Annotated in this window: 21 protein-coding genes and 1 pseudogene; 13 read left to right on the top strand and 9 right to left on the bottom strand. The window is 58.6% G+C overall.

From position 1 onward, the window contains the following. Nucleotides 1-344 precede the first annotated feature (344 nt). Nucleotides 345-515, top strand: a pseudogene (locus tag EC915_RS25615) (hypothetical protein); the annotation flags it as partial. Between the two features lie 49 nt (nt 516-564). Here EC915_RS25615 and EC915_RS11745 read toward each other — a convergent pair. Beyond that, nucleotides 565-1,416 (bottom strand): 3-hydroxybutyryl-CoA dehydrogenase, encoded by an 852-nt coding sequence (locus EC915_RS11745; protein ID WP_133750683.1) that lies wholly within the window; start codon nt 1,414-1,416, stop codon nt 565-567. A 14-nt stretch (nt 1,417-1,430) separates the two neighbouring features. After that, nucleotides 1,431-2,615, bottom strand: coding sequence for an acetyl-CoA C-acyltransferase family protein (locus tag EC915_RS11740; protein ID WP_133750682.1), 1,185 nt, complete (start codon nt 2,613-2,615; stop codon nt 1,431-1,433). Between the two features lie 184 nt (nt 2,616-2,799). Here EC915_RS11740 and EC915_RS11735 point away from each other — a divergent pair, with 184 nt between their 5' ends. Beyond that, nucleotides 2,800-3,816: an AraC family transcriptional regulator gene (locus EC915_RS11735; RefSeq protein WP_133750681.1), complete on the top strand. Its 1,017-nt coding sequence runs from the start codon at nt 2,800-2,802 to the stop codon at nt 3,814-3,816. Between the two features lie 54 nt (nt 3,817-3,870). Here the strand turns inward: EC915_RS11735 and EC915_RS11730 are convergent, their stop codons facing one another. Further along, nucleotides 3,871-7,431 (bottom strand): glycosyltransferase family 2 protein, encoded by a 3,561-nt coding sequence (locus EC915_RS11730; RefSeq protein WP_133750680.1) that lies wholly within the window; start codon nt 7,429-7,431, stop codon nt 3,871-3,873. 986 nt (nt 7,432-8,417) lie between these two features. On the opposite strand from EC915_RS11730, the gene EC915_RS11725 reads away from it, so the two are divergent. The 4 genes from EC915_RS11725 to EC915_RS11710 all read left to right on the top strand — a co-directional run bounded on the left by EC915_RS11725 (nt 8,418) and on the right by EC915_RS11710 (nt 11,251). After that, nucleotides 8,418-8,624, top strand: coding sequence for an acyl carrier protein (locus tag EC915_RS11725; RefSeq protein ID WP_133750679.1), 207 nt, complete (start codon nt 8,418-8,420; stop codon nt 8,622-8,624). Between the two features lie 200 nt (nt 8,625-8,824). Then, a complete protein-coding gene (locus EC915_RS11720) occupies nt 8,825-9,586 on the top strand; it encodes an SDR family NAD(P)-dependent oxidoreductase (RefSeq protein ID WP_166650972.1) in 762 nt (253 codons plus the stop codon). Then, entirely contained in the window at nt 9,583-10,224 is a 642-nt protein-coding gene (locus tag EC915_RS11715) for an acetyltransferase (protein ID WP_133750678.1), read from the top strand. The genes EC915_RS11720 and EC915_RS11715 overlap by 4 nt, the downstream gene beginning before the upstream one ends. Before the next feature lie 7 nt (nt 10,225-10,231). Beyond that, nucleotides 10,232-11,251 carry a ketoacyl-ACP synthase III gene (locus tag EC915_RS11710; RefSeq protein WP_133750677.1) on the top strand — a complete coding sequence of 340 codons (1,020 nt, stop codon included), beginning with the start codon at nt 10,232-10,234 and terminating at the stop codon, nt 11,249-11,251. 60 nt (nt 11,252-11,311) lie between these two features. On the opposite strand, the gene EC915_RS11705 is transcribed toward EC915_RS11710, so the two are convergent. Both EC915_RS11705 and vioA read right to left on the bottom strand, forming a co-directional pair. Beyond that, complete coding sequence (locus EC915_RS11705; RefSeq protein ID WP_166650968.1) at nt 11,312-14,821, bottom strand: glycosyltransferase; 3,510 nt, start codon at nt 14,819-14,821, stop codon at nt 11,312-11,314. A gap of 154 nt (nt 14,822-14,975) precedes the next feature. Then, nucleotides 14,976-16,094: a dTDP-4-amino-4,6-dideoxy-D-glucose aminotransferase VioA gene (vioA, locus tag EC915_RS11700; protein WP_133750675.1), complete on the bottom strand. Its 1,119-nt coding sequence runs from the start codon at nt 16,092-16,094 to the stop codon at nt 14,976-14,978. Between the two features lie 338 nt (nt 16,095-16,432). On the opposite strand from vioA, the gene EC915_RS11695 reads away from it, so the two are divergent. Together EC915_RS11695 and EC915_RS11690 are read left to right on the top strand one after the other, a co-directional pair. After that, nucleotides 16,433-17,674, top strand: a complete 1,242-nt coding sequence (locus tag EC915_RS11695) for a glutamine synthetase family protein (protein WP_177413369.1) — start codon at nt 16,433-16,435, stop codon at nt 17,672-17,674. 55 nt (nt 17,675-17,729) lie between these two features. Further along, nucleotides 17,730-19,187, top strand: a complete 1,458-nt coding sequence (locus tag EC915_RS11690; RefSeq protein WP_133750673.1) for an MFS transporter — start codon at nt 17,730-17,732, stop codon at nt 19,185-19,187. 105 nt (nt 19,188-19,292) lie between these two features. On the opposite strand, the gene EC915_RS11685 is transcribed toward EC915_RS11690, so the two are convergent. From EC915_RS11685 to flgA, 4 genes are all read right to left on the bottom strand, one after another. Beyond that, entirely contained in the window at nt 19,293-20,033 is a 741-nt protein-coding gene (locus EC915_RS11685; protein ID WP_133750672.1) for a flagellar brake protein, read from the bottom strand. Between the two features lie 82 nt (nt 20,034-20,115). Continuing rightward, nucleotides 20,116-20,583 carry a flagella synthesis protein FlgN gene (locus EC915_RS11680; RefSeq protein ID WP_133750671.1) on the bottom strand — a complete coding sequence of 156 codons (468 nt, stop codon included), beginning with the start codon at nt 20,581-20,583 and terminating at the stop codon, nt 20,116-20,118. A gap of 49 nt (nt 20,584-20,632) precedes the next feature. Continuing rightward, entirely contained in the window at nt 20,633-20,956 is a 324-nt protein-coding gene (gene flgM, locus EC915_RS11675) for a flagellar biosynthesis anti-sigma factor FlgM (protein WP_133750670.1), read from the bottom strand. Nucleotides 20,957-21,115: 159 nt separating this feature from the next. Beyond that, nucleotides 21,116-21,877 carry a flagellar basal body P-ring formation chaperone FlgA gene (gene flgA, locus EC915_RS11670; RefSeq protein ID WP_133750669.1) on the bottom strand — a complete coding sequence of 254 codons (762 nt, stop codon included), beginning with the start codon at nt 21,875-21,877 and terminating at the stop codon, nt 21,116-21,118. A gap of 74 nt (nt 21,878-21,951) precedes the next feature. On the opposite strand from flgA, the gene EC915_RS11665 reads away from it, so the two are divergent. From EC915_RS11665 to flgD, 5 genes are all read left to right on the top strand, one after another. Beyond that, complete coding sequence (locus tag EC915_RS11665; RefSeq protein ID WP_133750668.1) at nt 21,952-22,884, top strand: chemotaxis protein CheV; 933 nt, start codon at nt 21,952-21,954, stop codon at nt 22,882-22,884. 44 nt (nt 22,885-22,928) lie between these two features. Continuing rightward, nucleotides 22,929-23,756, top strand: a complete 828-nt coding sequence (cheR, locus tag EC915_RS11660) for a protein-glutamate O-methyltransferase CheR (protein ID WP_133750667.1) — start codon at nt 22,929-22,931, stop codon at nt 23,754-23,756. Nucleotides 23,757-24,128: 372 nt separating this feature from the next. Then, the gene (gene flgB, locus EC915_RS11655; RefSeq protein WP_133750666.1) at nt 24,129-24,536 is read left to right on the top strand and encodes a flagellar basal body rod protein FlgB; all 408 of its coding nucleotides are present in this window, start codon (nt 24,129-24,131) and stop codon (nt 24,534-24,536) included. A 3-nt stretch (nt 24,537-24,539) separates the two neighbouring features. After that, nucleotides 24,540-24,983 carry a flagellar basal body rod protein FlgC gene (gene flgC, locus EC915_RS11650; RefSeq protein WP_133750665.1) on the top strand — a complete coding sequence of 148 codons (444 nt, stop codon included), beginning with the start codon at nt 24,540-24,542 and terminating at the stop codon, nt 24,981-24,983. 15 nt (nt 24,984-24,998) lie between these two features. Further along, nucleotides 24,999-25,724: a flagellar hook assembly protein FlgD gene (gene flgD, locus EC915_RS11645; RefSeq protein WP_133750664.1), complete on the top strand. Its 726-nt coding sequence runs from the start codon at nt 24,999-25,001 to the stop codon at nt 25,722-25,724. Nucleotide 25,725 lies beyond the last annotated feature (1 nt).

The raw sequence follows: 25,725 nt of genomic DNA, 5'->3' as shown, positions 1-25,725 counted from the left end.
CCGATGGTAGTGTGGGGTTTCCCCATGTGAGAGTAGGTCATCGTCAAGATTGAATTTCAGAACCCCGTCTGCGCAAGCAGGTGGGGTTTTGTTTTTGCGCGCGGAAAAGCCAGCGTCCTGCATCCCCATGAGCTTCCGAAGCAGAATAGGATGAGTGCGCTGCGGTGTCCACGTCGCACGCAAACCAAAGCGTCTGCAGCAGTCCTGCGGGCCAAAAGCACCCCATAACCATAAAAGAAGGGGAAGCTGCATGCGTGAACTGGTCATTCGCCGCGCTCGGTCCACTGTGAACCAGGGAATTGGAAATTCACGGTGATTCCACATCTGCAAATCTGCGAACGCTGTATTGCCTCGGTGCCTACGGCGCGCTGCTGGAAACCGCCGACGGTGGCCAGCATTGACAAGACATCAGCGACCGCTTGGATAACGAGGACCAATACCACCTCAACGGCATCACTTACGTGAAGGATGCGGGACTGTTCATTGTCGGTGACGATGGATCGCCGACTCGAACAAAAAACCGCAGCCCCGTAAAGGATTGCGGTTTTTTATGGGTGCAAAGACTCAGTTATAAACGAAGAACCCCCGCCCGGACTTACGCCCCAGATACCCCGCTGCGACCATTTCCTTGAGCAGCGGAGCAGGGCGGTATTTGCTGTCGTTGAAGCCTTCGTGAAACGCTTGGATGATCGCCAGCAGTGTATCCAGGCCAATCAGGTCGGCCAGCGCCAAAGGACCGATCGGCTGATTGCAGCCCAAGCGCAGGCCATCGTCGATATCTTCTGCGGTGGCCAGCCCTTCCTGTAGCACCAGAATCGCCTCGTTGATCATCGGCACCAGAATGCGGTTGACCACGAAACCTGGACGATTGCCTGCGGTGATGGCGGTCTTGTTCAAGCGCTCGGCCAGCCTGATCGCCACGACGTGTGTCTCATCGGCTGTTTGCAGGCCGCGAATCACTTCGATCAGGCCCATCATCGGAACAGGGTTGAAGAAATGCAGGCCGATGAAGCGTTGCGGATGATCGACGCTGGCCGCCAGTTGCGTGATCGACAGCGACGAAGTGTTGGAGGCGATCACGCAATCGGCATCCACATTGCCAGCAATCTGCTTGAGCAGGCGCAGCTTGAGGTCGAGGTTTTCGGTGGCCGCTTCAATTACCAGTTGCGGATCATTCAATTGCGCGTAGTCAGTGATGCCGCGGATTCGTCCCAACGCCTGTTCGGCCAGCTCGCTGGTCAGCGTCTGTTTGTTCACCTGGCGTTCGAGATTCTTGCGCACAGTGGCCAGGCCGCGCTCCAACGCAGCATCATTGATGTCCAGCAAGGTCACGTCGAACCCGGCAATCGCGCACACCTGCGCGATACCGTTGCCCATGGTGCCCGCCCCGATCACGGCGATGTGGTGCATGGTCATGGCAACCTCTCTTTTCACACGCGTTCGAAGATGACGGCGATGCCTTGGCCGCCGCCGATGCACATGGTCACCAGCGCGTAACGGCCGCCGATACGATGCAGTTCATGAATGGCTTTGGTGGCGATGATCGCACCCGTAGCGCCTACCGGGTGGCCGAGGGAGATGCCGGAGCCGTTGGGGTTGACCTTGTCCGGATCGAAGCCCAGTTCGCGGGCGACAGCGCAAGCCTGAGCGGCGAACGCCTCGTTGGACTCAATGACGTCCAGGTCGGCCACTGTCAGCCCGGCACGCTCCAGCACCTTGCGGCTCGCCGGGATTGGACCCAAGCCCATCATGGAGGGCTCGACCCCCGCGTGAGCGTAGGCCACCAGACGCGCCAGCGGCTTGAGGCCATGCTCACGAACCATGTCGCCGTTGGCCATCACCAGCGCAGCAGCGCCATCGTTCAGGCCCGAGGCGTTACCCGCAGTAACCGTGCCGTCTTTCTTGAACGCGGTCTTCATCTTTTCCAGTTGCTCGACAGTCACGTCGCCCCGCACGTGTTCGTCCTGCGCGAAGGTCACCGTGCCTTTGCGGGTGGCGATTTCGACCGGGACGATCTGCCCTTCAAAGCGCCCTTCAGCGATGGCATGCGCCGCGCGCTGCTGGCTGGTCAGGGCCAGAGCGTCCTGGTCGGCGCGGGTGATGCCGTAATGCTCGGCGATGTTTTCAGCGGTGATGCCCATATGGATATTGGCGAAGGGGTCATGCAGTGCGCCGAGCATGTAGTCGTAGGCCTGCATGTTACCCATGCGCGCGCCCCAGCGGGCCTGCGGCATGATGTAGGCGCCACGGCTCATGGACTCGGTGCCACCGGCCAGCACGGCCTTGGCATCGCCCAGCATCAGCGACTGCGCCGCAGAGACGATGGCCTGCAGACCCGAACCGCACAGGCGATTGACGTTCATTGCCGGGGTTTCCTTGGTCAAGCCGGCTTCCAGCGCAATAACGCGGGACAGGTACGCATCGCGGACCTCGGTCGGAATCACATGGCCCATGACCACGTGTCCGATGTGTTCGGCGGCAAGCCCTGATCTTGCCAAGGCTGCGCGACTGACCTGAGTGCCCAGCTCAATGGGTGAAACCTCTTTGAGAGAACCGCCGAACCCGCCGATGGCGGTACGCAATGCGCTGACGACGAAAACTTCGGAATTGCTCATGTCTGTTCCTCGAACCTGTTGGATTTATTATGCGGCGGCGCCGAAAACGGCATTTCGGTCAGGTGATGTTTGCAGGCAAGTCTAGAGCGGCATTCGGGAAGGGCCTATGCCGAAACTGTCCAGATCGGCTGGCGTTCTTTACCATCGGTGTCGTGGCTCATAACGACAAAAGGAAATGCGGCTCATGCGGGAAAACGATTCAGTGTCGATCTACTTCGTCCAATTGGTCGTGCATGCCCTGCGCCACCAGCCTTCGCGCCTGCAATCGGTGCTCGAGGGCGCCGGAATCGACATCGCGCTGCTCAATGACCCCGAAGCGCGCATACCCGCCAGCGCGTTCGCCGCGCTGTGGCTGATTCAGATCAAGGAGCTGGAGGACGAGTTTTTTGCTCTGGATTCCCATGGCATGCCGCTTGGCAGCTTTGCCTTGATCTGTAGAGGCTTGATTCAGGAGCCCAACCTGGAAAAGGCCTTGCGTCAGTGCCTGGCCAACTTCGCTCTCTTCCTGCGCGACTTTCGCGGCAGCCTGGTCGTGCGCGGTCAGCGGGCTATCATTGCTGTAGAGAACCACGCCAGTGAGCCGATCAAGCGTCGCTTTGGCGAGGAGACCTTCCTGCTGCTGATGATCAGCCTGCTGTGCTGGCTGGGCGGTCGGCGCATCACCATCGATCGGGCGCAGTTTCGCCACACCCGCGAGCGTCTGAGTGACGATTCGCTGTTATGGGGATTCAACCTGAATTTTGGTGAGGCCCGCACCGAGGTCGAGTTTTCCAGTCATTACCTGCGCTTGCCGGTGGTGCAATCGCTGCCGTCGCTCAAATCGTTCCTGCGCACGGCGCCTCAATGGTTAGTGATCCGCTTCCGAAACCAACGCGGCCTGGCGGCCCAGGTCTACCAGCGCTTGCGCAGCAGCCATTCGGCACACTGGCCGACACTGCTGGAAATGGCCGTCGAACTGAAGCTCAGCCCCACTACGTTCAGGCGTCGGCTGGAGCGTGAAGGCTGTGCGTTTCAGGGCATCAAGGACGAGGTGCGGCGCGGCATCGCTCAGCAAAAGCTGCGCGAAACGGACATCAGCGTGGTCGAGATTGCCGCGCTGGCAGGCTTTCAGGAGCCCAGCGCGTTTCACCGCGCGTTCAAGAAATGGACCGGACAAAGCCCGGGCGGCTATCGCACTGCCCATGCCAGGCGTGCCGATTGATCAGCGCGCAAAGCGAGTGCCTGACTCACCCCACGCAGGGTCAGCAGGCGCACGTCAACGGTTTGGCAGCCACGCCGCTTGCCAAGCCTGCATGGCCGCGTCATCGAGCATCCAGTCGCACAGTACCTGTTCACGCAACTGGTCACCCAGCAGGCCTGCTGCAGGCAGATCACAGATATGCGCGCGAATCGCAGCAAGCCAGTCAGACAAGGTATTGGGCACGCGAGTGAGTTGCAGATCGCCGGCATACGCCGGAACGTCGCTGCACACCAACGGCACACCACAGGCCCCGACTTTCAGGGCGGAAAGATTGCTTTTGCAGGCGCTGAAAAGGTTGTCGACGGCCGGTAGCAGTGCCAGATCCAGATCCAGTGCGGCCAGCGCAGGCGCATACTGGTCGCCGGCCGGCAATTCATGCCATTGGGCAACGTGAGAGCGCAGCAAGCCCTGATGGTCTCCCATGACGACCCACTCCACTTCTTCGGCCAGTGCCTGTACCACCGGAAGAATCATGTGCAGGTCTTGCACTTGCCAGTTGTCGTTGGCCAGACCGACCCGCGGCTTGTGACCGCGCCCCCGTTGTGAAGTCAGATGACCCCAAGTGTCGATCCGAAGACGCGATGGTACCAGGCGTACATCGGCGTGGAACTCACTGGCGATATCGGCCAGCAATTGCGTGGAGGCAATGACCCGCTGTGCCTGCTGAAGGCTTTGCTGCAGGGTTTGCAGACGCTCGGGGCAGAAGGCGAAGGCATCGGCGCCCGCATCATTGGCCGCCAGATGCAGATCGTTGATATCCAGTACGACGAAGGCATCCGGCAGGACTCTGGCACGGGCGACACTTTGCACGTGGTCGGTGTCGAGTCGCGCCTGATACACGATGACGTCGGGCTTGAGCCGTGCTTCCTGAGGAATGGACAACGGACTGCTGCTGAGCCTGGCTTCGACCAGCCCTTGCTTGTCGAGCGTCTCCATCGGCGCGATCATGCGCTCATCCGGCGACGCCCACAAACCATCGGGGTAAGCCAGCACCACCGGCGCGCAACGCCATGCCATCGGCCGCCAGACCAGTTGCATGTTGAGTTCAAGTTCGACCGATTGCAGGTCGAACGACAAATTGGGGTTGAACGCTGGGTCGTGACCGATCAGGGGCAGCCACTTGCCGTACATCGCCAACTGCTCGCCGACGAAGCGCTTGCGCTTGGCCTGCTGAGTTGCGGTGTCGACGTGGGTCTGGCTGACGCTGCCTTCATGGATCAGCACCGCGTGGGGCGTCCAGACGTTGAGGTAGCCCAGTGCGCCGACCTTCAGGCACAGGTCAACGTCATTGTAGGAAACCACGAAAGCCGTTTCGTCCAGGCCGCCAACTTCTTCATAGATCGAGCGACGCACCATCAGGCAGGCGGCGGTGACGGCGCTCAGGTCCTGATCGACCTGCACACGTTGTAAATAACCCTGGATGTGTTGAGGCTCACCGATGTGCTGATGACCGGCAGGGCCATCCATACCCAAACGCACTCCGGCGTGCTGCATGCGGCCATTGGGGAATAGCAGCTTGGCGCCGACAATGCCAACCTCGGGTCGCTGGGCATGGTTGAGCAGCTCCTCCAGCCAGTGCTCGTGAACGATGGCGGTATCGTTATTCAACAGCACCAGATAGTCACCCCTGGCTCGCTTCGCCGCGACATTGTTGATCCGCGAATAGTTGAACGGGTGGGGATAGCGCAGCACTTGCACCTGCTGAGAACCCAGGGCCTCGATTTGCGCCAGCCATTGGAGTGCTTCGGGGGTTTCGCTGTTGTTGTCGACGATCAGCAGTTCGTAATTCGGATAACGGGTCTTGTGGAGCAGAGTCTCTACACAGCGTTGCAGGAATGGCAGCTGGTCCTTGGTCGGTACGATGATCGAGACCAGCGGCTGCTCGGTGTGGCCGTAGAGCACGTGGTAACGCCGCGGCAGCGTGTGGAGCACCTCGGCATTCGGATAGCCACGGACTTTCAAATGGCGTTCGAGGGTGGCGATCTCATGCTGATTGGGCGTCGTGGGCGGCAGGTCACAGACCAGCAGCGGCTCGCAGACATGGACGATCTGACCCGCGCCCTTGCTTTCGATCAGCCGCAGGATGGCATCGAACTGCGCGGCATCGGTGAACCGCGGATCGAAGCCGCCCAGATCTACCAATGCCTGGCGTCGGAACAGCCAGTGCGCCGCAGCCACCAAGGGATAACTGAGCAGGTAATCCAGGTTGAAATCCGGGCGCAGCGCCGAACTCAATCCGTCTTTCGGGTTGCGGTACATCTGATCGGCGAAGGCAAGCGGGCTGTCCGTTGTTCGTGCGAGCTGCAATGCACAAGCGGTCAGGCCGAACGGCGTGAATTGCGTGCCCGCATCGATCACCATCAGCCAGTCGAAGTCGTGGGCTTCAACGATCTCGTTCAGGACGGCGGCAAAGCTGGCCTGGTTCGGTTTTACCAGGCTGAGGCGAGCGCCTGCCGAGCTTTCAGGTAACTCGCAGGCCTGAGACACCACCACCACCCGCAGCGAAGCGCAAAGCGTACTGCGCGGACCGAAGCTGTCGAGGGTTTGCTGCACCTGGGCAGGCAGATTTTCAGGGTCGTTGACGACCACCAGCAGGGCAGGCGCACCCACGTGGGCAAAGTGCGCATCGATCTGTTTTCTTTGCCCCTCGTCTGTAATGCGGTAATTCAGCCAGGCCTGCACCTGCTGCGGGTTCAAACGCTGCGGCGCTGGGGCTGAGAGATTCGCCAACAAGTCGTAATCGGCGAAGCCGTTGCCAGAGGCCAGCGGGCGATGCCCGACCCAGCCGTTCGCCAGCGTGGTGCTGGCCCAGCCAGCCTGACGAATCAAACGATGAAACCGGTGGACGAATTCGGTATCCGCGCCCGCGATCTCGATGCCTTGCTCGGTCAAATGACGTGGGGCGATGCGGCTGGCGGTCAAGGTCTGAGGCAGCAGAATCAGATCGCCAGCCTGCAGCAGGTTCGCGTACAGCGCCAATAGGCTTAAAGGCCCCAGAGATTCGCCACCAAGGGAGAACGCAGAGTCGCCCAAGCCAAGCAGATCGGCACGTCGACACAGCACACTGCTGAATTCACCGATGAAATTGCAGGTGAATTCGCCAAGCACCGCGACCACGTCCGGACCACACAAGACAGTGGGTTCGGTGACGCGAAAACGGGTTGTGAGATTCTCGGGGAGCATGCTGCCATCGGCGTCGAGCCATTGCCGATGGGCTGACACCAGACGCGCGTCGGGGCAGACCTCAATCGCTTTGAGCATCTGCTGAATACATTCCGGCCCCAGCAGCGCATCTCCCGAGAGGAACTTGACGTAATGACCGGCAGACTCCCGGATACCACGCAGGAAACAAGCTTCAGCGCCTTCAGGATGCTCATTGCGCAGGTAGCGAATCGGCCAGGGGCAGGACGCCCGATACAGATCGGTCACGGTCTCTGCCATGCCGTCGTCAGTGTCGTCACAGACCAGGATTTCGATTGCGTCGTGGGTTTGCCCAATCACGCTGCGCAGAGCGGTTTCGAAAAACTCGGTGCGGCAGACAGCAATGACAACACTGACCAGTCGTTGAGAATCCATGTTGGTTTCCGGTGGGTGAAATGTGTGCCGTTTACGTCCAGGCAGCCGAGCGCAGAGCCATCAGCGATGGCGGTGAACCTGCCTGCCATGAAAATGACGGTCAATGCGAGGTTTGGGTGTGAAGCAATAAGTCGGCCAAGGATGTCATGTGGCTCGACGAAACAATGCAACCCGGTATCTGCGGACGGAAGGGCGCTCAATGGAATAGAAGTTAAAACATGGGAACCTGAGCAGTTTTATTTGTGTTAACTGGGGGTATCTACAGAGTAATGAACGACAGGAATAGTTTGCTTGGGGATGAAGGAAATGTCTTCGCATAGCGACCTACTGTTCTGGCGATTTCTGCATGGCATGCTGCTGAACGTTACTACTGCTACCAGCTCATAGGCGTTTTTTAATAAAGGTAACGCATCAGCGAGTATTGGCTGGAGCTGATATTTATTAGAATGAATCTGTTTGGTTCGCCGAAACCTATTGTTTGATTATAGAACCTGTATCCGTAGCCGCAGGGCGCACTTAGCTAACTGCAGGCATTAACATTTCAGCGGTGTGGCTTCTCCAGATATAGAGTTTGTCATCTATGAGTCCTGCCCATTTCAGGTAGGTAATAAGATGTTTATCGTACTAACAAATTGTCATGCCATACACCTTGTTGAGGGTGTTGCTAATCCGGTAAGGGTCTCTTGGCAAGCCAAGCAGTTTAGGCGCAAGGCTGTATTTATAGGGCGGTCGATGGCGTTGAGGTGGACGCTTCTGTGATAGGGGACTCAGTCCACAGACAAATCGTGCTCATGGACGTTGTAATCGGCCACCACAGGAGAGATGACGTTTTTTTGTCTATGAGGTCGCAGCACCTTATTGAATGCTGCGCTTGCTAGCCCGTAAATGGCGCCTGGTACGCCCTTTCATCCTAACTGGCCTGATCATTGCTTGAACCTAAGCAGGCGTCGGCAAACTCGTCGGGTTTCGTCTCAGGAGCTATACAGATGGAAGAAAAGATCGTAAGTCTGATTGAGGAGTCGATGGAGGTGGATGCTGGCACGCTGTCGCTTGACCAACCTCTGGATTGGGATTCCATTGCTTTAATCACCTTTATGGCTACGGCTGAAGAACATCTGAGTAAGAGTCTCTCAGCCGCTCGGCTCAACAAGTGCATAACCGTCAGGGATGTTGTGACGCTGGCTTGTGAGTAGAAGCTGATGCTGGCAACGAAGCATAACGGCGTACATGAGGTCATTCCTTATGAGTTTTAATGCTTTAAGATGGGTGGTTAGTTGGCCAAAAACTGAGGCTGAGCCTCGAATGAATTGTCTCTGCATTCGGCGTGAATTTTTACTCACGAACTTATGTCAGCGCGTTTACGCTGTTCTATGCAGGCAGGGCTGAGATGCAAGTGCAAGACAATCCTTTTTCGCTGGATGGTAAATTTATCATGATAACCGGCGCGTCTTCAGGCATCGGTCGCGAAGTTGCAATTTGGCTGAGCAAGCAGGGCGCCAGAATTTTAGCTGTTGCCAGAGATCTCCCCAGGCTTGAAGAGACGCTGAGTTTGTTACATGGCGAGGGGCACGCCGTCGAGGTTTTCGATTTTCTGAACGCAAATGATATAGCCGGGTGGATGAAAAGGCTGGCACTAACGATGTCTCCCTTTGACGGACTTGTACATGCTGCAGGCGTGCAGTCGCCGATGCCGATTCGGGCGATGGCACTAGACCACTGGGAAAAGATCCTTGCGACAAACGTTACTTCTGGTTTTTGCCTGATCAAGTCGTTCAGGCAAAAAGGCGTATACCGATCACCGGCAAGTATTGTGATGCTGTCCTCGGTCATGGCTCAAGTTGCTCAGCCCGCATTGATGGGCTATTGCGCGAGCAAGGGGGCGGTGGAATCGATGGTTCGGGCTGCCGCACTGGAACTCTCCGGTGAGGGAATTCGCGTCAATGCAGTCGCACCTGGCGTAGTAAGGACCGAGATGGCGGAGAAGCTCAAAGGCTTGGTAGGTGAAGATTCGATGGCGGTCATAGAGCGTAAACATCCCCTGGGGTTGGGCGAGCCATTGGACGTCGCTTATGCCATCAATTATTTATTATCACCCGCTGCCCGCTGGGTAACCGGTACCTCACTGGTAGTCGATGGAGGTTATCTCGCCGAATGAACCCAAAAAAAATCATAATCGCCGGTGCCGGGGGCCTGGGCCGCGAGGTCCATGCATGGACACAGGATTGGATTGAACAGAACCCTGGATATGTTATTGGTGGGTTCATCGATGACGGTGAAGGAGCCCTCAACAGTTTCGATCACTACGCTGACATTCTTTGCACCATTGATGAGTACCATCCGTCCGTCGACGAGTTCGTAATTTGTGCAATTGGCAAACCTGCCGACAAAAAATACGTCGTCAACAAACTGCTGGACAAAGGCGTAGAGTTTTTCAGTTTGATCCACCCGGCAGCGATCGTTGGCGATAACGTCAAGATCGGCCGTGGTGTTTTGATTTGCCCTAACGCAGTGCTGTCAGTTGATTTGGTGGTTGGTGATTTCGTTACTGTTAACTCTTCATGCACCATCGGGCATGACGCCATCGTGGGTGATTTTTCCACGTTGAGTTGCCACTGCGACGTAACCGGCGGCGCTGTGCTTGAGGACGAAGTATTCATGGGCTCGCGCTCCTCGGTACTGCCCAAGGTTCGGGTGGGCAAGGGCGCGGTGGTCGGTGCAGGCAGTGTCGTACTGCGTGCGGTGAAACCCGGCGACGTGGTGTTTGGCGTGCCGGCCAAGCGGATTTCAGGATAAAGACGACATGGCCCGTTACGCTCGAATCTGCGAAATAGAATACGAATTGCCCGCGCAGGTGCTCGACAACCAGACGCTGGCGCAGGACTTTCCGGAATGGGACGTCGAGAAGATATTCCAGAAAACCGGAATCAATAAACGGCACATCGTCGCCGAGGGTGAAACCGCTTCGGACCTTGCCTTTCGCGCTTGCGAAAAGCTGTTCGCAAACAGCGCCATTAGCCGTGATCAAATCGACTGCCTGATCTACTGCACGCAGAGCCCGGACTACCTGCTGCCGGCCACTGCATGCATCCTGCAGCACCGCTTGCAGCTGTCGCAGCACTGCGCCGCCTTCGACTTCAACCAGGGGTGCTCGGGTTTCATCTACGGGCTGGGCTTGGCCAAAGGCTTCATTGAGTCGGGGCAGTGCAAAAATGTGCTGCTGATCACCGCAGAGACCTACAGCCGCTACATCAATCCCAAGGACAAAAGTGTCCGTACCCTGTTCGGTGACGCGGCGGCTGCCACGCTGATCAGGGCTTCGGACGAACAAGCGCCTTGCCTGGATCGCTTCCGCTACGGCAGCGACGGTGCCGGCGCGCAGAATCTGATCGTGCCCATGGGCGCGGCGCGCCAGCCTCTGGTCGCTGGACAAAGGCCCGCCGAGCACGAAGACGAAAGTGGAAACATCCGTTCCGACGCCGATCTGTACATGAACGGTCCTGCAATTTTCGAATTTTCCATGACGCGCGTACCGGCGTTGTTCGCGTCGCTGTTCGATGAGCAGTTCAGCGTCGAAGATTCCGATTTGTTCGTCTTCCATCAGGCCAATCAATTCATGCTCGAAGCGCTGCGCCGACGGTTGAAACTGGCGCCCGAGAAGTTCATCACCGAGTTCAGGCATTGCGGCAATACGGTGTCGTGCAGCATTCCCATCGCCTTGAAAGAAGCGCTGGGCAAGGGGCAGGTTCAGCCGGGCAAGGTCATCACCGCAGTGGGTTTCGGCGTGGGGTATTCGTGGGGCGGCTGCGTCATTCGCTGGTAACGGCAAGGCGGGTATCGCTTGCACATAAAGGGCTCCCGGAAGGAGCCCTTTACGTTTGGGTCAGCGGTCGAGAAGGGCGGCGTGCCAGCGTTGCAAATACGCTTCGTCAAGCATCCAGTCGTTCAGCACCGCCTGCTTCAGGCGCTGGCCGAGTCGTTTCGCTTCGTCGAGGTCGTTGATGTGCATCGCAATCGCGTCGAGCCACGCCTGAGTGCCGTTCTGCACTCGCGTCAGCGGTAGCGCGTTGCGCAGCCCGGGAACGTCGCTGGCGATGATCGGGTAGCCGCAGGCGCCTAGCTCAAGGGCCAGGCGCGTGCTTTTGTGCTCGCCGAACAGACTGCTGCCCGCCGGTATCAGCGCGACATCCAGATCCAGGCAACCGAGCACGCCGGGATACAGCTCGCCCTCGACAGGGCTGCGCCACTCATGGACCCAAGGGCGAATCAATTCGGGACAAGGCCCCATGATGATCCACTCCACTTCATGGGCGAGGGCTTTGATCACGTCTTCGATCAGTGCCAGTTCACCCAGTTGCGCGGACGTGCCGACCCAGCCGACCCGAGGTTTTCCGTGGGGCAGGGAGTAGCACTGAACGCTTCTCCAGCGCGCTTCCAGCCGCTCTTCGATGATCTCGATTCGGGTATGAAAGCCGCTCAGCGCTTCGGCCAGTCCTGGGCTTGAGACAATCACTTTGTCCATCAACCCAAGCCCGGTCCTTAGTAGATTGTTTACCTGCTCTGGCGAAGGGGCGCCCGCCATATCCCTGGAGGAGGGTGGGTATTCGCTAACGTCATAGATACGCAACGCCTTGCTGAAGGTCCTGAGGGTCTGCAGCTCGCCGACAAACACATCGGTCCATGGGCGTTGAAGAATGAGGGTTTCGGGGTGCAGGCGGGTGAACTCCCCCAGTGTCAGCAATTGGGGCGATGTGACGTGCTCGATCTGCAGCGCTTCAGCCAACGCATCGAGAGGCCCGACGAGACGTTTTTCTGACGTTGCCAGGCTGTGAGGATGCGACAGCACCAGCGGCACCGGACGCCAGGGCAAGGGCCGCCACGTTACCTCGGTGAACGTCTCCAGCTGCAGGCCCTGACTGCGCGATGAGAAGTTGTCGTTGTACGCCGGATCGTGAGCAATGTAATTCAGCCACTTGCCGTACAAAGCGTGGTGGTTACCGTCTGGGGCCGTATCGCCCTCGGTGGCGTCGTGAAGCAGCACCACATGGGGGGTCCAGATAATCAGTCGTCCGGACTCCTTCACGCGCAGGCACAGATCCACATCGCTATGCCGCGCGCTGAATTCGCCTTCGTCCAGACCACCGAGCGCGTCGTACAGGTCGCTGCCGATCATCAGGCAGGCATCGCTGACTGCGCTGTAATTTTGATCGACCACCAGGCGCTGCATGTAGCCATCGCTGGCCGCACTCTGCCCGCTGAACACATAAGTGACGGGAACTTCGAGTCCAAGCACGATCCCAGCGTGCTGGATCGTGTTGTCCGGTGCCAGCAATTTCGCACCGACCACCCCGACCTCGGGTCGCTGAGCATGGTTGAGCAGATTGTCGAGCCAGTCGCCATGCAGCACCGCCGCGCTGTTACTTAGCAGCACCAAATACTCGCCGGTGGCGTGGCGGGCGGCGAGGTTGTTTATCGCCGAGCGGCTGAGTTCTGCGGGGCAACGCAGCACACGGACCTGATCCGATTGCATCGCTTCCACGCCCGCGAGCCATTCCAGAGCCTGCGAGGTCTGGCTGTCACTGTCGGCGATGATGATTTCGTAGTGGGGATAGGTGGTTTTTTCCAGGATGCTTTCGACGCAGCGCTGCAGCAGCAGGATCTGATCCCGGCTGGCGACGATGATGCTCACCTTGGGCTGCTGTGCATGACCGTAACGCAATTGATAATGCCGTGGACGCGATTCTATGACCTGACCCTGCTCATAGCCCCGGGCGAGCAAATGGCGCTGCAGGGTGCGCGCTTCGTCCGGATTGGCGTCGCCGGGCTCAGGCGTGTAAGTGATCAATGGCTCGCAAACATGTTCGAGGCCTGTCAGGCCCTCATGCTCGATCAGACGAAGAATCAGGTCGAGTTCGAGTGCCTGCGCGAATCGGGCGTCGAAGCCACCGGCATCCACCACCGCATAACGGTTGAATATCCAGTGCCTTGCCATGGCCTCCGGCAAGCTCAGCAGGTAGTCCAGGCTGAAGTCCGGTCGCAGCATGACCTCAGCTGTAGGCGCTTGCGTACGCGCAATCTCATCGGCGAACAAGGCGCGCAAGGTCGGCTGTTCGGTGATCTTGATGGCCGCTTTCAAGAGCCCTGCCACGTTCAGCGTCGAGTCGGCATCGATCATCATGAACCAGTCGAACCCGGCCTCCTGCAAGACGCGATTGAGCTGGGCTGCGCGGTTCTGGCCCGCGACCTCCAGATAAATGGTGTTGGCGGCAGGGTTGGGCAGGGGCTGGCTGTTGCTGGTGTCGTGCAGCACAAAGACCTTCGTTGCTATCCATCCTCGGGTCGTGGTTTCGATACTTTCCAGGGTCTTTAGAAGCTGCTGTGGTCTGCCAAGCAGGTCCGAAACGATGATCGCGAAACCTGGCGTGCCATTGTGCTGCTGAAAGTAGCGAGCGATATGGGTTTTTTGCGGTCCGACCGATCGTCGCGCGCTGGCCCAGTCCTGGATCTGGTCATGCCGCTGTTCAGTGAGCGACTTGCGCAGCACATAGGCCCGCAGGTTGAAGTTCGAGAAATTCTCGCGGTCACGTAACGGCGCGATCTTCACATCACCGTTGAGTGCGGGGGCGCGCCGCCATTGCAGTTCTTTGGTGATACGGAAGTAGGTGCTATGGCCTTCCTTGGCGACCTGTGGGGTTGCCCGGGCGATGCTGCTGCTTTGGGTGTCGGTCATGCGGAACCGTGATAGCGGGCGCTTGAGCAATGCCAGATTGCCCTGCCTGAGCAATTTAACGTACAGGCTGATGTCGCCCAGCCAGTGAATGGTCTGGCCTTTGAGCGACATGAGGTCCTGTCCATAAGCCAGCACGTCGTCGCGTCGGCACATCACCGCGCTAGGCTCACCCATGAACGTCAGCGGAGTCTGCGACAGCAACGCCACCAGTTCCGGGCCGTGAAGCACCACGTCCTCCTTGAACGGAAAGAACGTCGCCAGATTGTCGGGAAGAAACTCGCCCCTTTCGTCGATCAGGCGACGGCTCGCGGCGGCGAGCGTGATGTCCGGGTGGCCCTGCAGCAGCTCGATGAGTGTGCTGACGCAATCGAACTCCAGCATGTCGTCGTCGTACAGAAACTTGATGTATTCGCCACGCGCTTGCTTGATACCACGCGCAACGTTCAGTGCTTCGCCAAGGGATGGCTCGTTGCGAAAGTAGTGAATCGGCCATGGGCTGTCAGGGGTCAGCGTCGCCAGAAGGTTGCGGATGCCATCGTCGCGGCAGTCGTCGCAGATCACGATCTCGATCTGATCGTAGTCCTGTGCGAATGCGCTGCGCAGGGCGGCCTCGAAATAGGTGGGCTTGTAGGCCGGAATGACAATGCTTACCAAGCGCTGCACGTTCATCGGAGTCCTTGACTGCTGAGTGGAAGAGGTACCGGCTCGATGGCAACAGGTCCGGCGATTGAAGCTGGGTAGGCCAAGCAGCGCCCGCTGAGTCGGGCGCTGTGGGTTGGCGGGTCGCGGTCAAGCGGTCTTGTGCCAGACGGCTTTATTACGGGTGTTCAGCCATCACCGTCTGCAAAACGTCGATGATGCTGGCAAATTCCTCGGGGGTCAGGGCGTCGAAAATCGGCAGGCAGAGGATCCGGCTGGAAACATCGCTCGCCACTTTCAGGCTCTCGGGTTTGGCAGAGTCCAGGCTGCGGTACATGGGAAAGGTTGAAATCAATGGGTAGAAATAGCGCCTGACCAGAATGTCACGTTCCCTGAAACGCTCGAATAACGCGTCACGACTGATCGGAAAATCCTGACCGACCAACACCGGGAAGTAGGAAAAGTTGTGGCCATCGCCAGGCGTCCACAACAGCTCCAGCCCCGGCATCACCGACAACGCTTCGCGGTACATGGCGTCAATCTGCTTTCTGCGTTCGAGCGCGGCATCGATGTAGTTGAGTTGCAGCAAACCGAACGCGGCGTTGATCTCGCTCATCTTGCCGTTAATGCCGGGGGCGACCACCGTCACCTCATCGGCGAAGCCGAAGTTCTTCAGGTAATCGATGCGCTTTTTGGTCTTCGCATCCGGGCAGATGATGGCGCCCCCCTCGAAGGTGTTGAACACCTTGGTGGCATGAAAACTGAGCACCGACAGATCGCCGTTGCGCAACAGGCTCTGCCCCTGATGACGGACCCCGAAGGCGTGGGCGGCGTCGTAGATCACTTTCAGGCCGTAGCGGTCGGCGATTTGCTGGATGCGGTCGACATCGCAGGGTGTCCCGTAGCAATGCACAGGCATGATCGCCGTGGTAGCAGGGGTGATGGCTTCTTCTATCCGGTCGGGGTCCAGGTTGAACGAGCCGGGTGCGATATCGACGAACACCGGCTTGAGTCCGTTCCACAGCAGCGAATGCGCGGTGGCGACGAACGAGTAGGGCGTGGTGATCACCTCGCCGGTGATGCGCAGCGCCTGCAGCGCCGTCAGCAGCGCCAGTGTGCCGTTGGAAAACAACGACAGGTGTTCGACGCCCAGATAGTCAGCGAGGTCCTTTTCCAGCTTCTCGTGAAAAGGGCCGGCGTTGGTCAGGCGCCGGCTTTCCCAGATCTGTTCCAGGTAAGGCACGAACTCTTCCAGCGGAGGCAGCAGAGGCTGTGTGACGGGGATCGGTTTATTCATGGGATTCCTGTGCCCTGTGTACGCACCGCTGGACGTACGTGATGCTTGCGAGCTGGCGGATGTCGAAATACTCGCTGTCATCGAAATGGCGTTCCGGGTGCCGTTAGCGGGAAATAGCAAGAAATCGGCCAACCTGCCTTTGCGATCAAAAAGATGCGCTTGATATTCCGAACGCCCGATGCTTATTTTGTACGCCTCGCCGCATCGCGGCCTGCCTGATGAAAAGGACTTGAGTCATGTTGAGCGATGGCCACAATTCTCTCGCGCAGCGATTGATGGGCATTGATGAAATCGAATGCGTCACCCCCGACCTGAACGGCGTACCCCGCGGCAAGGTCATGACGGCTGAAGGTTTTCTGGAGGGGCGCCGTTTGCAACTGGCGCGCGGTGTGCTGCTGCAATGCATCATGGGCGGCTACCCGGCAGCGAAGTTCTACGGCAGCGACGATGGCGATCTGGCGCTGATAGCGGACGCGCAGCAGATCCATCGCCTGCCCTGGAGCGAGGAGCCGCGAGCGCTGGCAATCTGTGACGCTGACGAGTTGGACGGCGAGCCCTCCAGCCTCTCCACTCGCGGCCAGTTGAAGGCAGTGATTGCCCGCTATGCGCGGCACGGCTGGTCCCCGGTGGTCGCCACCGAACTTGAGTTTTTCGTCTTTGCACACAACAGCGATCCGGCTCAGCCGTTCCAGCCGCCAGTGGGGCTGGATGGGCGTCGCGAGGACGGTCAATCGGCATTTTGCGTCAGCTCCAGTAACGGCCTGCGTCCGTTTTTCGGTGAAGTCTATAAATGCATGGCGGCGCTGGGCTTGCCCCGGGATACGTTCATGCATGAGATGGGCGTGAGCCAGTTCGAGATCAACCTGCTGCATGGGGATCCGCTGCTGCTTGCCGATCAGACGTTCCTGTTCAAGCACATGCTCAAGGAGGTGGCGCTCAAGCATGGCCTGAGCGTGGTGTGCATGGCCAAGCCTTTGGCGCACACGCCGGGCAGCTCGATGCATATCCATCAAAGCGTGGTGGACAGTGTCAGCGGGCAGAACATTTTCAGTGATGCCGACGGGAGCGCGACCGCAGCGTTTGCGCATTTCATTGGCGGTCAACAGGCTGCGATGGCGGATTTCACGGCGTTATTTGCGCCGAACGTCAACTCCTATCACCGTCTGTGTCATCCTTTCGCCTCGCCAAACAATGCCTGCTGGTCCCACGACAACCGTGCAGCCGGGCTGCGCATTCCGGCCAGCGCGCCAGTTGCCCGACGGGTGGAAAACCGCCTGCCGGGTGCCGACGCCAATCCTTACCTGGCCATCGCAGCCAGCCTCGCCGCCGGGTTATACGGTATCGAGCACCGCTTGCAGCCATCGGAGCCGATTCAGGGGGAGTTTGCCGTGCCTGACAATCTTTCGTTGCCATGTACCTTGCATGCCGCTCTGGAGCGTCTGAAACGCAGCCTGTTGGCCAAGGAACTGTTTGGTGCCGAATTCATCGAAGGCTACATCGCGTCGAAGACGCTGGAGCTGACCAGTTTCTTCAACGAAATAACCCCCTGGGAGCGTCGTATCCTGGCTTCCCAGGCTTAAAAACCGCAGTTCGAAAACCCTCCCGTCGAGGAGGGTTTTCGTTTTTGGAAAGCTGATGCGCCAAATCTGGAAATCGTTTCGAGCGCTGTATTTCGCCTCCCTGATGATGTTGATCGGCTCGGGCCTGTTAAGTACCTACCTTGCCTTGCGACTGGCTGCCGATCAGGTAGATGGTCTCTGGGTCGGTGCCCTGATGGCGGCCAACTACATTGGCCTGGCCCTGGGCGGCAAGATCGGTCACCGCCTGATAGGCCGGGTGGGGCATATCCGTGCGTACGCGACCTGTGCCGGTATCGTCGGCGCCGCCGTGCTCGGGCATGGCCTGATCGACTATCTGCCGGCCTGGATCTTCCTGCGGATGATCGTCGGCCTGGGCATGATGTGCCAGTACATGGTCATCGAAAGCTGGCTCAACGAGCAGGCTTCGCCCAAGCAGCGCGGAATGGTGTTCAGCGGCTACATGATCGCTTCATACCTGGGGCTGGTTCTGGGTCAACTGATTCTGGTCATTCACCCGCAACTGGGCCCTGAATTGCTGATGCTGGTCGCGATGTGTTTTGCGCTGTGCCTGGTGCCGGTGGCGATGACCCGCAGCATTCACCCGGCACCGATGCGTCCTGCGCCGCTGGAGCCGTTGTTCTTCATGCGCCGGGTGCCACAGTCGCTGACCACGGTGCTGAGCGCCGGGATGATCATCGGCTCGTTCTACGGCCTGGCGCCGCTGTATGCGGCACAGCAAGGGATGTCCACCGAGCACGTCGGTCTGTTCATGGCGTGCTGTATCGGCGCGGGGCTGGTGGTGCAGGGGCCGCTTGGCAAATTGTCGGACCGGTATGACCGCGCGTGGCTGATTCGGGGCGTTGCCGGGCTATTGGTGGTGGCTGCATTGCCACTGGCGATTTTCCCGAGCGTGCCGACCGAAGTCTTGTTCGCCGTGGGTTTCGCTGCTTCACTGCTGCAGTTCTCGCTGTATCCGCTGGCGGTGGCGTTCTCCAACGACCACGTCGAAGGCGAACGACGCGTCTCGCTCACCGCCATGCTGCTGATGACCTACGGCATCGGCGCCAGCATCGGGCCACTGGTGTCGGGGGTGCTGATGAAGCAGTTCGGCAGCAACATGCTTTACGCCTTCGTCTGCTTTACGGCGCTGATTCTGGTGCTGCGCATTCGTCCGAAGGCCGTCACCAATCTGCACCAGGTCGACGACGCGCCGCTGCATCACGTCGCGATGCCGGACAGCATGTCCAGCTCGCCTCTTGTGGTCGCCCTTGACCCAAGGGTCGACGAGCAGGTGGTTCAGGACCAGATGCAGACTGCTACGGAGCCTGAGGCACAATCCCCGACCGAGGCGCAAACCGATACCGAACAGCCGGAGCGCGTTGTGCCGTCAGGGGAGGGCGTGGTGCGGCCAGTCGCTGTGGTGGACGGCGATGCCAGCGTCGAGTCTCAGCCAGCCCGGGCCAATGTTGCACAGGATGCTTCGCGGGATGTGGGGGTAGACCGGCCGTTGTAGGCCATCGGGTACGGGCAGCAAGGGTGAAGCCCGTGGGAGGAGCATGCTCCCACAGGGAGGCGTGTCTGGTGCAGACCCTGTGGAATGAGGGGGTTGATCAGATGATCAGAAGTCGTCGTCCTTGTCGAAACGACGGGCCTCGCGCTGCAACTGGTAGACGAAGCGTTCGACCTGACGCTGCACCAATCCACTGATGTTGTGGAAGCGCACACCGGCAAAGGTAGTGTTGATCTTTTCTTCAAAGTGCAGATGGCGCAACTCGACGGGGGTCGTCATCGCGCCGAATGGGAAGTGGGCGACAAGGCGCTCGTACACCTGACCCAGCTGCATGCGGTCGGAGACATCGCCCTCGAAGTGTAGCTTGCAGCCGGTAGCAGAAATGTCCAGCAGCTTGCCGCGCAGGGGCGACTTGAGCCTGTCACCACCGATCTCGATATTGACCAGGGAGGCCAGCTTCAATGCGGCACGGAAGGCATTGCGGCGCTGGTGATACACGACTTCTTCAGGAAGGGGGCCGCGATAGCTGCGGCGCTCCTCGATGATGGTCATCCGCGCCTTGACTTCCCAGGCAATACGCACGCCATCGTGAAAGCCTTCGACCCGGAAGGGCTCGCCATTGGCCAGGAATTTTTCACCCTCGCGCGGGACCATTTCGTCCAGCAACATCTCGTTGCTGTCACGGTCAACGCCAATGATGTAGCTCTGAAAGCGGTGACTGCGCTCCCCGAACGTAATGATCAGCGGATCATGACTGTCCATCAAAAGACGCATGTTGGCGGCAATCTCCAACGGCGTGGTCAGTACCTTCGGGGGCTGCGGAACATCTTCCGCGCTTGAAGCATTCACGGTCTATCCATCTCCAGGCAAAAAACGACAGCGTGCGACGTGCGGCATTTTGCCACTCTGTTGCGCGCCTTGATACAACAACTTACGCCTGGCTCAGTGGACGTGGTCGGGCTTTGCCGGAGGTCGAGCCGCGGCTGTCATAAAGTGTTGGAGTATCGCCACCATTGAGGATTCTGAGTTGCTGTGCCGTGGTCAGCTGCTGCAGCTGGATCAGGCTGCCGTTCTGTACATTGGCGGCCTGACATTCGGCAATCAGCGCGCTCAGCTCATCACCCGTCGTCAATAACGCGTCGCCCACTGACGAATGTCTGGCCACTTCTTCGAGTCCCGCCCGATTGGCGGGCAGGCCAAGACTCGACAGCAGTTGGCTGCGTCTGCGTCCATGCTGCTCAAGCACAATCACCAGCGCCTGTTTCTGCGCCAGGATGTGTTCCATTTCGACCATGTTGCGACCGTGCAGCGCGATTGACTCGGCTTTCAGGATCTCCAGCAGATGCTGGGTTGGCGCAATATCGTCGGTGATCAGTTGAAGCAAAGTAGTGTCTTGCATCGCATGCCCTGGGTTTCAAGCGTCCAGAAGCCTCTGCGCAGACCGGGGGCTAGCGCTGGGCTTCGAAATTAAGCAGTTTGCTCGCCACTCGGTTGCTGTCGACCTTGTAACTGCCGTCGGCGACAGCCTGCTTCAACTCGGCCACACGGCTGCTGTTGACGGCGGGCTGATCACGCAACGAATCAGTGATCTTCTGCAACTTTTGCGCTTCACTGCTCAAATGTACTGTCTCGCCGCTACCGCTACCGCTCACGCTGTCGGAAGTGCTGACCGTCGCCGCAGCTTCGGTTTTGCTGGTTTCCTTGGCGCTGGCGGTACGCGATGTACCCCCAACGGTAGAGGAGCTGTTTAAACGACTGAAGTCGATGACCATGATTGAAAACCTCTGGGTTCTAGGACGCTTGCCTTGGTTTCGGCTAAACCCGGAATAACTTTAGGGCCCGTGCGAAAACAGTCCTGAATGGACTTCGCATAAGGCGTATGGGTTCCGAGTGTAGGAAAAGCGCAAGCTTAGCGCCAGAGGACAATACCCCTACATAGGCACCTCGACCTGACCGGGGGCCACGATATTGGCCTTGATCACACGCTGGGAGTTGAGGTTCTTGACCCGTATCTGTTCGTTGAATCCGCCATCGGACAGCGCTTCGCCGGGCATGCGCACGCTCATCGACCCGCTGCGAGCGCTGATGACCACCTGATCGCCCTTGCGGACCATTTGTGGCTGTTCCAGGTGAACCGGCGTCAGGATCTGATCGATCACCGTTGGTCGGACGACCTTTTGTCCGATGGCCTGGTCCACGGAATCGAGAAAACCCTGTCCTAGCAGCCCGACATCGCGTTCACGCAGGGCGATATCGCCCTCGGTGACAATGGCGTCGCGTTTCATCGGGCGCACGACGGTCACGACATTGCGGAACAAATGTACCTGGGCGGGCACGAACACCGTCCAGGGAGCACTGCCTTCGCAACGCAGCTTGACGGTCACTCGACCGATGGGCTGAGCCGGGCTTTCCAGCGTAGCTGTCAAATCCTTGTCACAATGCGGCATGCGCAACCGAGGGTCGAGTTGCTTGACTTCGATCTCGTAACGACCCGCTGTCTGACTGGAAGCCAAATAGTCTTCTACTGTGAATTCAAGAAAGCCTTGGGTGACGCCGATAAGTTGTTCAGGCAAGGTCACGTTGTCCGCACGGCTGATCCCTGCGGCACAAAGCAGACACGCTGCAGCCAGCACGCAGAACAGGCTGCGGGTTGCGAAGGTCAGACGTCGGGATACTGTCGTTTGTGTGTTCATGACGGTCAAATAGCAAGGCCCGTGCCGCTTGCCGCTTGGCATTGCGCAATTGGTCGTTTTGGGAGGAATGGTGCATGGCTGGTGTAATGGATTCGGTGAACCAGCGCACGCAACTGGTAGGGCAGAACCGCCTTGAATTGCTGCTGTTTCGTCTGGACGGCAAGCAGTTGTATGGGATCAACGTGTTCAAGGTAAAAGAGGTGCTTCAGTGCCCAAAACTTACCCACATGCCCAAATCCAGTCCGATTGTGCGCGGAGTGGCAAATATTCGGGGGGGGACGATCCCGATCCTCGATCTGGCGATGGCCACGGGTTCGGCGCCGCTGGGCAGCGTCGCCAATGCATTCGTTATCATTACCGAATACAACACCAAGATTCAGGGCTTTCTGGTGCATTCGGTCGAGCGTATCGTGAACATGAACTGGGAAGACATTCATCCGCCACCCAAGGGCACCGGTCGCGACCACTACCTCACGGCAGTGACGCGTATCGATAACCAATTGGTGGAAATCATTGACGTGGAGAAAATCCTCGCCGAAGTGGCCCCGGTCTCGGAAAACATCTCCGCCGGAGTCGTGAGTGCTGAAGTGCAGCACAAGGCTGTGTCCTTGCGGGTCCTGACCGTCGACGATTCGTCGGTAGCGCGTAAACAGGTCACTCGATGCCTGCAGACCGTAGGCGTTGAAGTGACGGCGCTGAATGACGGTCGTCAGGCGCTCGAATTCCTGCGCAAGCTGGTGGACGAGGGCAAAAAACCGGAAGAAGAGTTCCTGATGATGATCTCCGACATTGAAATGCCGGAGATGGACGGCTACACCTTGACTGCCGAGATCCGCAGCGATCCGCGCATGCAGAAGCTGCACATCGTCCTGCATACTTCCCTGTCCGGGGTCTTTAATCAGGCGATGGTCAAGAAAGTGGGCGCTGATGATTTCCTGGCCAAGTTTCGGCCGGACGATTTGGCAGCTAGAGTGGTAGATCGTATCAAGGCGGCAGATATCAGCTGAGGAGGGATTTCCCTTCTTGCTGTTCACATGATTTGAGGGGCGGCATGTCTACAGGTAATTTGGATTTTGAACAGTTCCGGGTCTTCCTGGAAAAGGCCTGTGGCATTTTGCTGGGTGAAAACAAGCAATACCTGGTGTCCAGCCGCCTTAACAAGCTGATGGAGCAGCAGGGGATCAAGTCGTTGAGTGAGTTGATCCAGCGCATCCAGACCCAGCCACGCAGCGGTTTGCGTGAGCAGGTGGTGGACGCCATGACCACCAACGAGACCTTGTGGTTTCGTGACACCTATCCGTTCGAGGTGCTCAAGACCAAGGTGCTGCCTGAGCAGATCAAAGCCAGTCCGGGCCTGCGCCCGCGAATTTGGTCGGCGGCCTGTTCGTCGGGGCAGGAACCGTACTCGCTGTCGATGTCCATCGACGAGTTCGAGCGCAGCAACCCGGGACTGCTGAAGTCCGGTGCGCAGATTGTGGCCACGGATTTGTCGGGCAGTATGTTGAACAACTGCAAGACCGGGGAGTACGACAGCCTGGCCATCGGTCGTGGCCTGTCGCCGGACCGGCTGCAGCGTTTTTTCGATCAGAAGACGCCAGGCCGCTGGACGGTTAAGACGCCGATCAAGAGCCGGGTGGAATTTCGCTCCTTTAACCTGCTGGACAGTTACGCGGCATTGGGCAAGTTCGATATCGTGTTTTGTCGCAACGTGCTGATTTACTTCTCGGCCGAGGTGAAGAAGGACATTCTGTTGCGCATTCATTCGACACTGAAGCCTGGGGGGTATCTGTTTCTCGGGGCGTCGGAGGCTTTGAACGGGTTGCCTGACCATTATCAGATGGTGCAGTGCAGTCCCGGGATCATCTATAAGGCCAAGTGAGTCTGGTGATTGATTGACGAAAACCCGCTTCGGCGGGTTTTTCTTTTTGCGGTGTTTTTTGTATATATCCGTTTTTGACGGTGCACTGATTACGGTTCCGCCCTTACAGCGGATCACTTTTTCCAAGAGCCGAAAAATTAACCCGCCGAAGACGGAATGCTTCCGCCATCAGGCGAAGCTATCGACAGCGGCAAAAAAACGGCACCCCCCTTGCCGCTTTCCTTCCTGCCAGCGGAAATCACTTGCCGCTTTTCTGGCATCCCCACCGCCAGATCCCTTCGAAGCCCCACAAATACGGGCATTCCAGGAACTGGCACGCCACTTGCTATCTCTCAGTCACGAACATCTGGTTAACCGGTAAAGGTTCCCGACATGAGCATCAGCTTCGAAAACGCACTGGGTATTCACGAGAAAGCGCTGAACTTCCGCGCCCAACGTGCAGAAGTGCTGGCCAACAACATCACCAACGCCGACACGCCCAACTACAAGGCGCGTGACCTGGACTTTTCCAAGGTGTTGGCCGCCGAAAGCGACAAAGCCAAAAACGGCAGTTTCGCTCTGGACATGACCAACAGCCGGCACATCGAAGCTGAAGGCATGAGCGACGGCGACGCGAGTCTGTTGTACCGCACGCCGTCGCAACCGTCGCTGGACCAGAACACCGTCGACTCCCAGGTCGAGAATGCCAACTACGCCGAAAACGCCATTGGCTTCCAGGCCAGCTTCACGCTGCTCAACAGTAAGTTCAAAGGGCTGGTAGCAGCCCTGCGCGGAGAATAATTCATGTCGCTATCCAGTGTTTTCAATATTGCCGGCAGCGGCATGAGTGCGCAGAACACTCGCCTGAACACCGTGGCCAGTAACATCGCCAACGCCGAAACCGTGTCTTCGAGTCTGGACAAGACTTACCGCGCCCGGCACCCGGTGTTCGCCACCGTGTTCGAGGGGCAGGAATCGGGGGGCAGCACGTCATTGTTCGAAGATCAGGGCCAGGCCGGCACCGGTGTACAGGTTTCCGGCATCGTCGAGGACTCGTCCAACCTGGAAGCACGTTACGAGCCAAATCACCCGTCTGCCGACAAGAATGGCTACGTCTATTACCCGAATGTGAATGTCGTCAACGAGATGGCTGACATGATCTCGGCCAGTCGTTCGTTCCAGACCAACGCGGAAGTCATGAACACCGCGAAAACCATGATGCAGAAGGTACTGACCCTGGGTCAGTGATAAGGGGCGAAAGTCATGACGGTTACTAACACCAGCAACGATGCCTCGACGGCATTCCTCAAGTCGCTGCAATCGACCGGGACCACGGCAAGTACGAGCAGTACCTCAAGCACTGCAAGCACTGCGAGTACCGGAACCAGCTCGCTGGGCAAGGATTCGTTCCTTAAGCTGCTGGTCACCCAGATGCAGAACCAGAACCCGCTCGATCCGCAGGATAACAGCGAGTTCGTGGCGCAGCTGGCGCAGTTCAGCAGCCTGGAAACCATGCAGAACCTGAGTACCACGGTCGATTCGATCAGTACTCAGTATCAATCGTCTCAGGCGTTGCAGGCGTCTTCATTGGTAGGGCGCTCGGTGGTTGTCGACGCAGGTGCGACCTCCGTGGACACCACGGCCGGGATGACCGGCTCGGTGGTATTGCCGTCCTCCAGTACCGCAACCACGGTCAAGGTTTACGACTCGGCAGGCTCTGTGGTGCGCACCCTCGATCTGGGCAGTCAGTCGGCCGGTACCGCCAGCTTCACCTGGGATGGCAAGGATGAAAGCGGCGAAACGCTGGCGTCGGGTAACTACAGTTTTGTCGCCAACGGCAGTCTTGATGGCACCAGCACGGCGCTGACCACTTACCTGCCGGCCACTGTCAACAGCGTGACCATGGGGACCAGTGGGGCGGACATGACGCTCAATCTGGCCAGCGGCAACAGCATTGCATTGTCCAAAGTACAGAAAATCGGAATTTGAA

This window comes from Pseudomonas sp. LP_7_YM (genome assembly GCF_004364435.1).
Taxonomy (GTDB): Bacteria; Pseudomonadota; Gammaproteobacteria; order Pseudomonadales; family Pseudomonadaceae; genus Aquipseudomonas.
The sequence above is the reverse complement of the archived record's forward strand: the minus strand, read 5'-3'. Positions and strand labels throughout refer to the sequence as shown.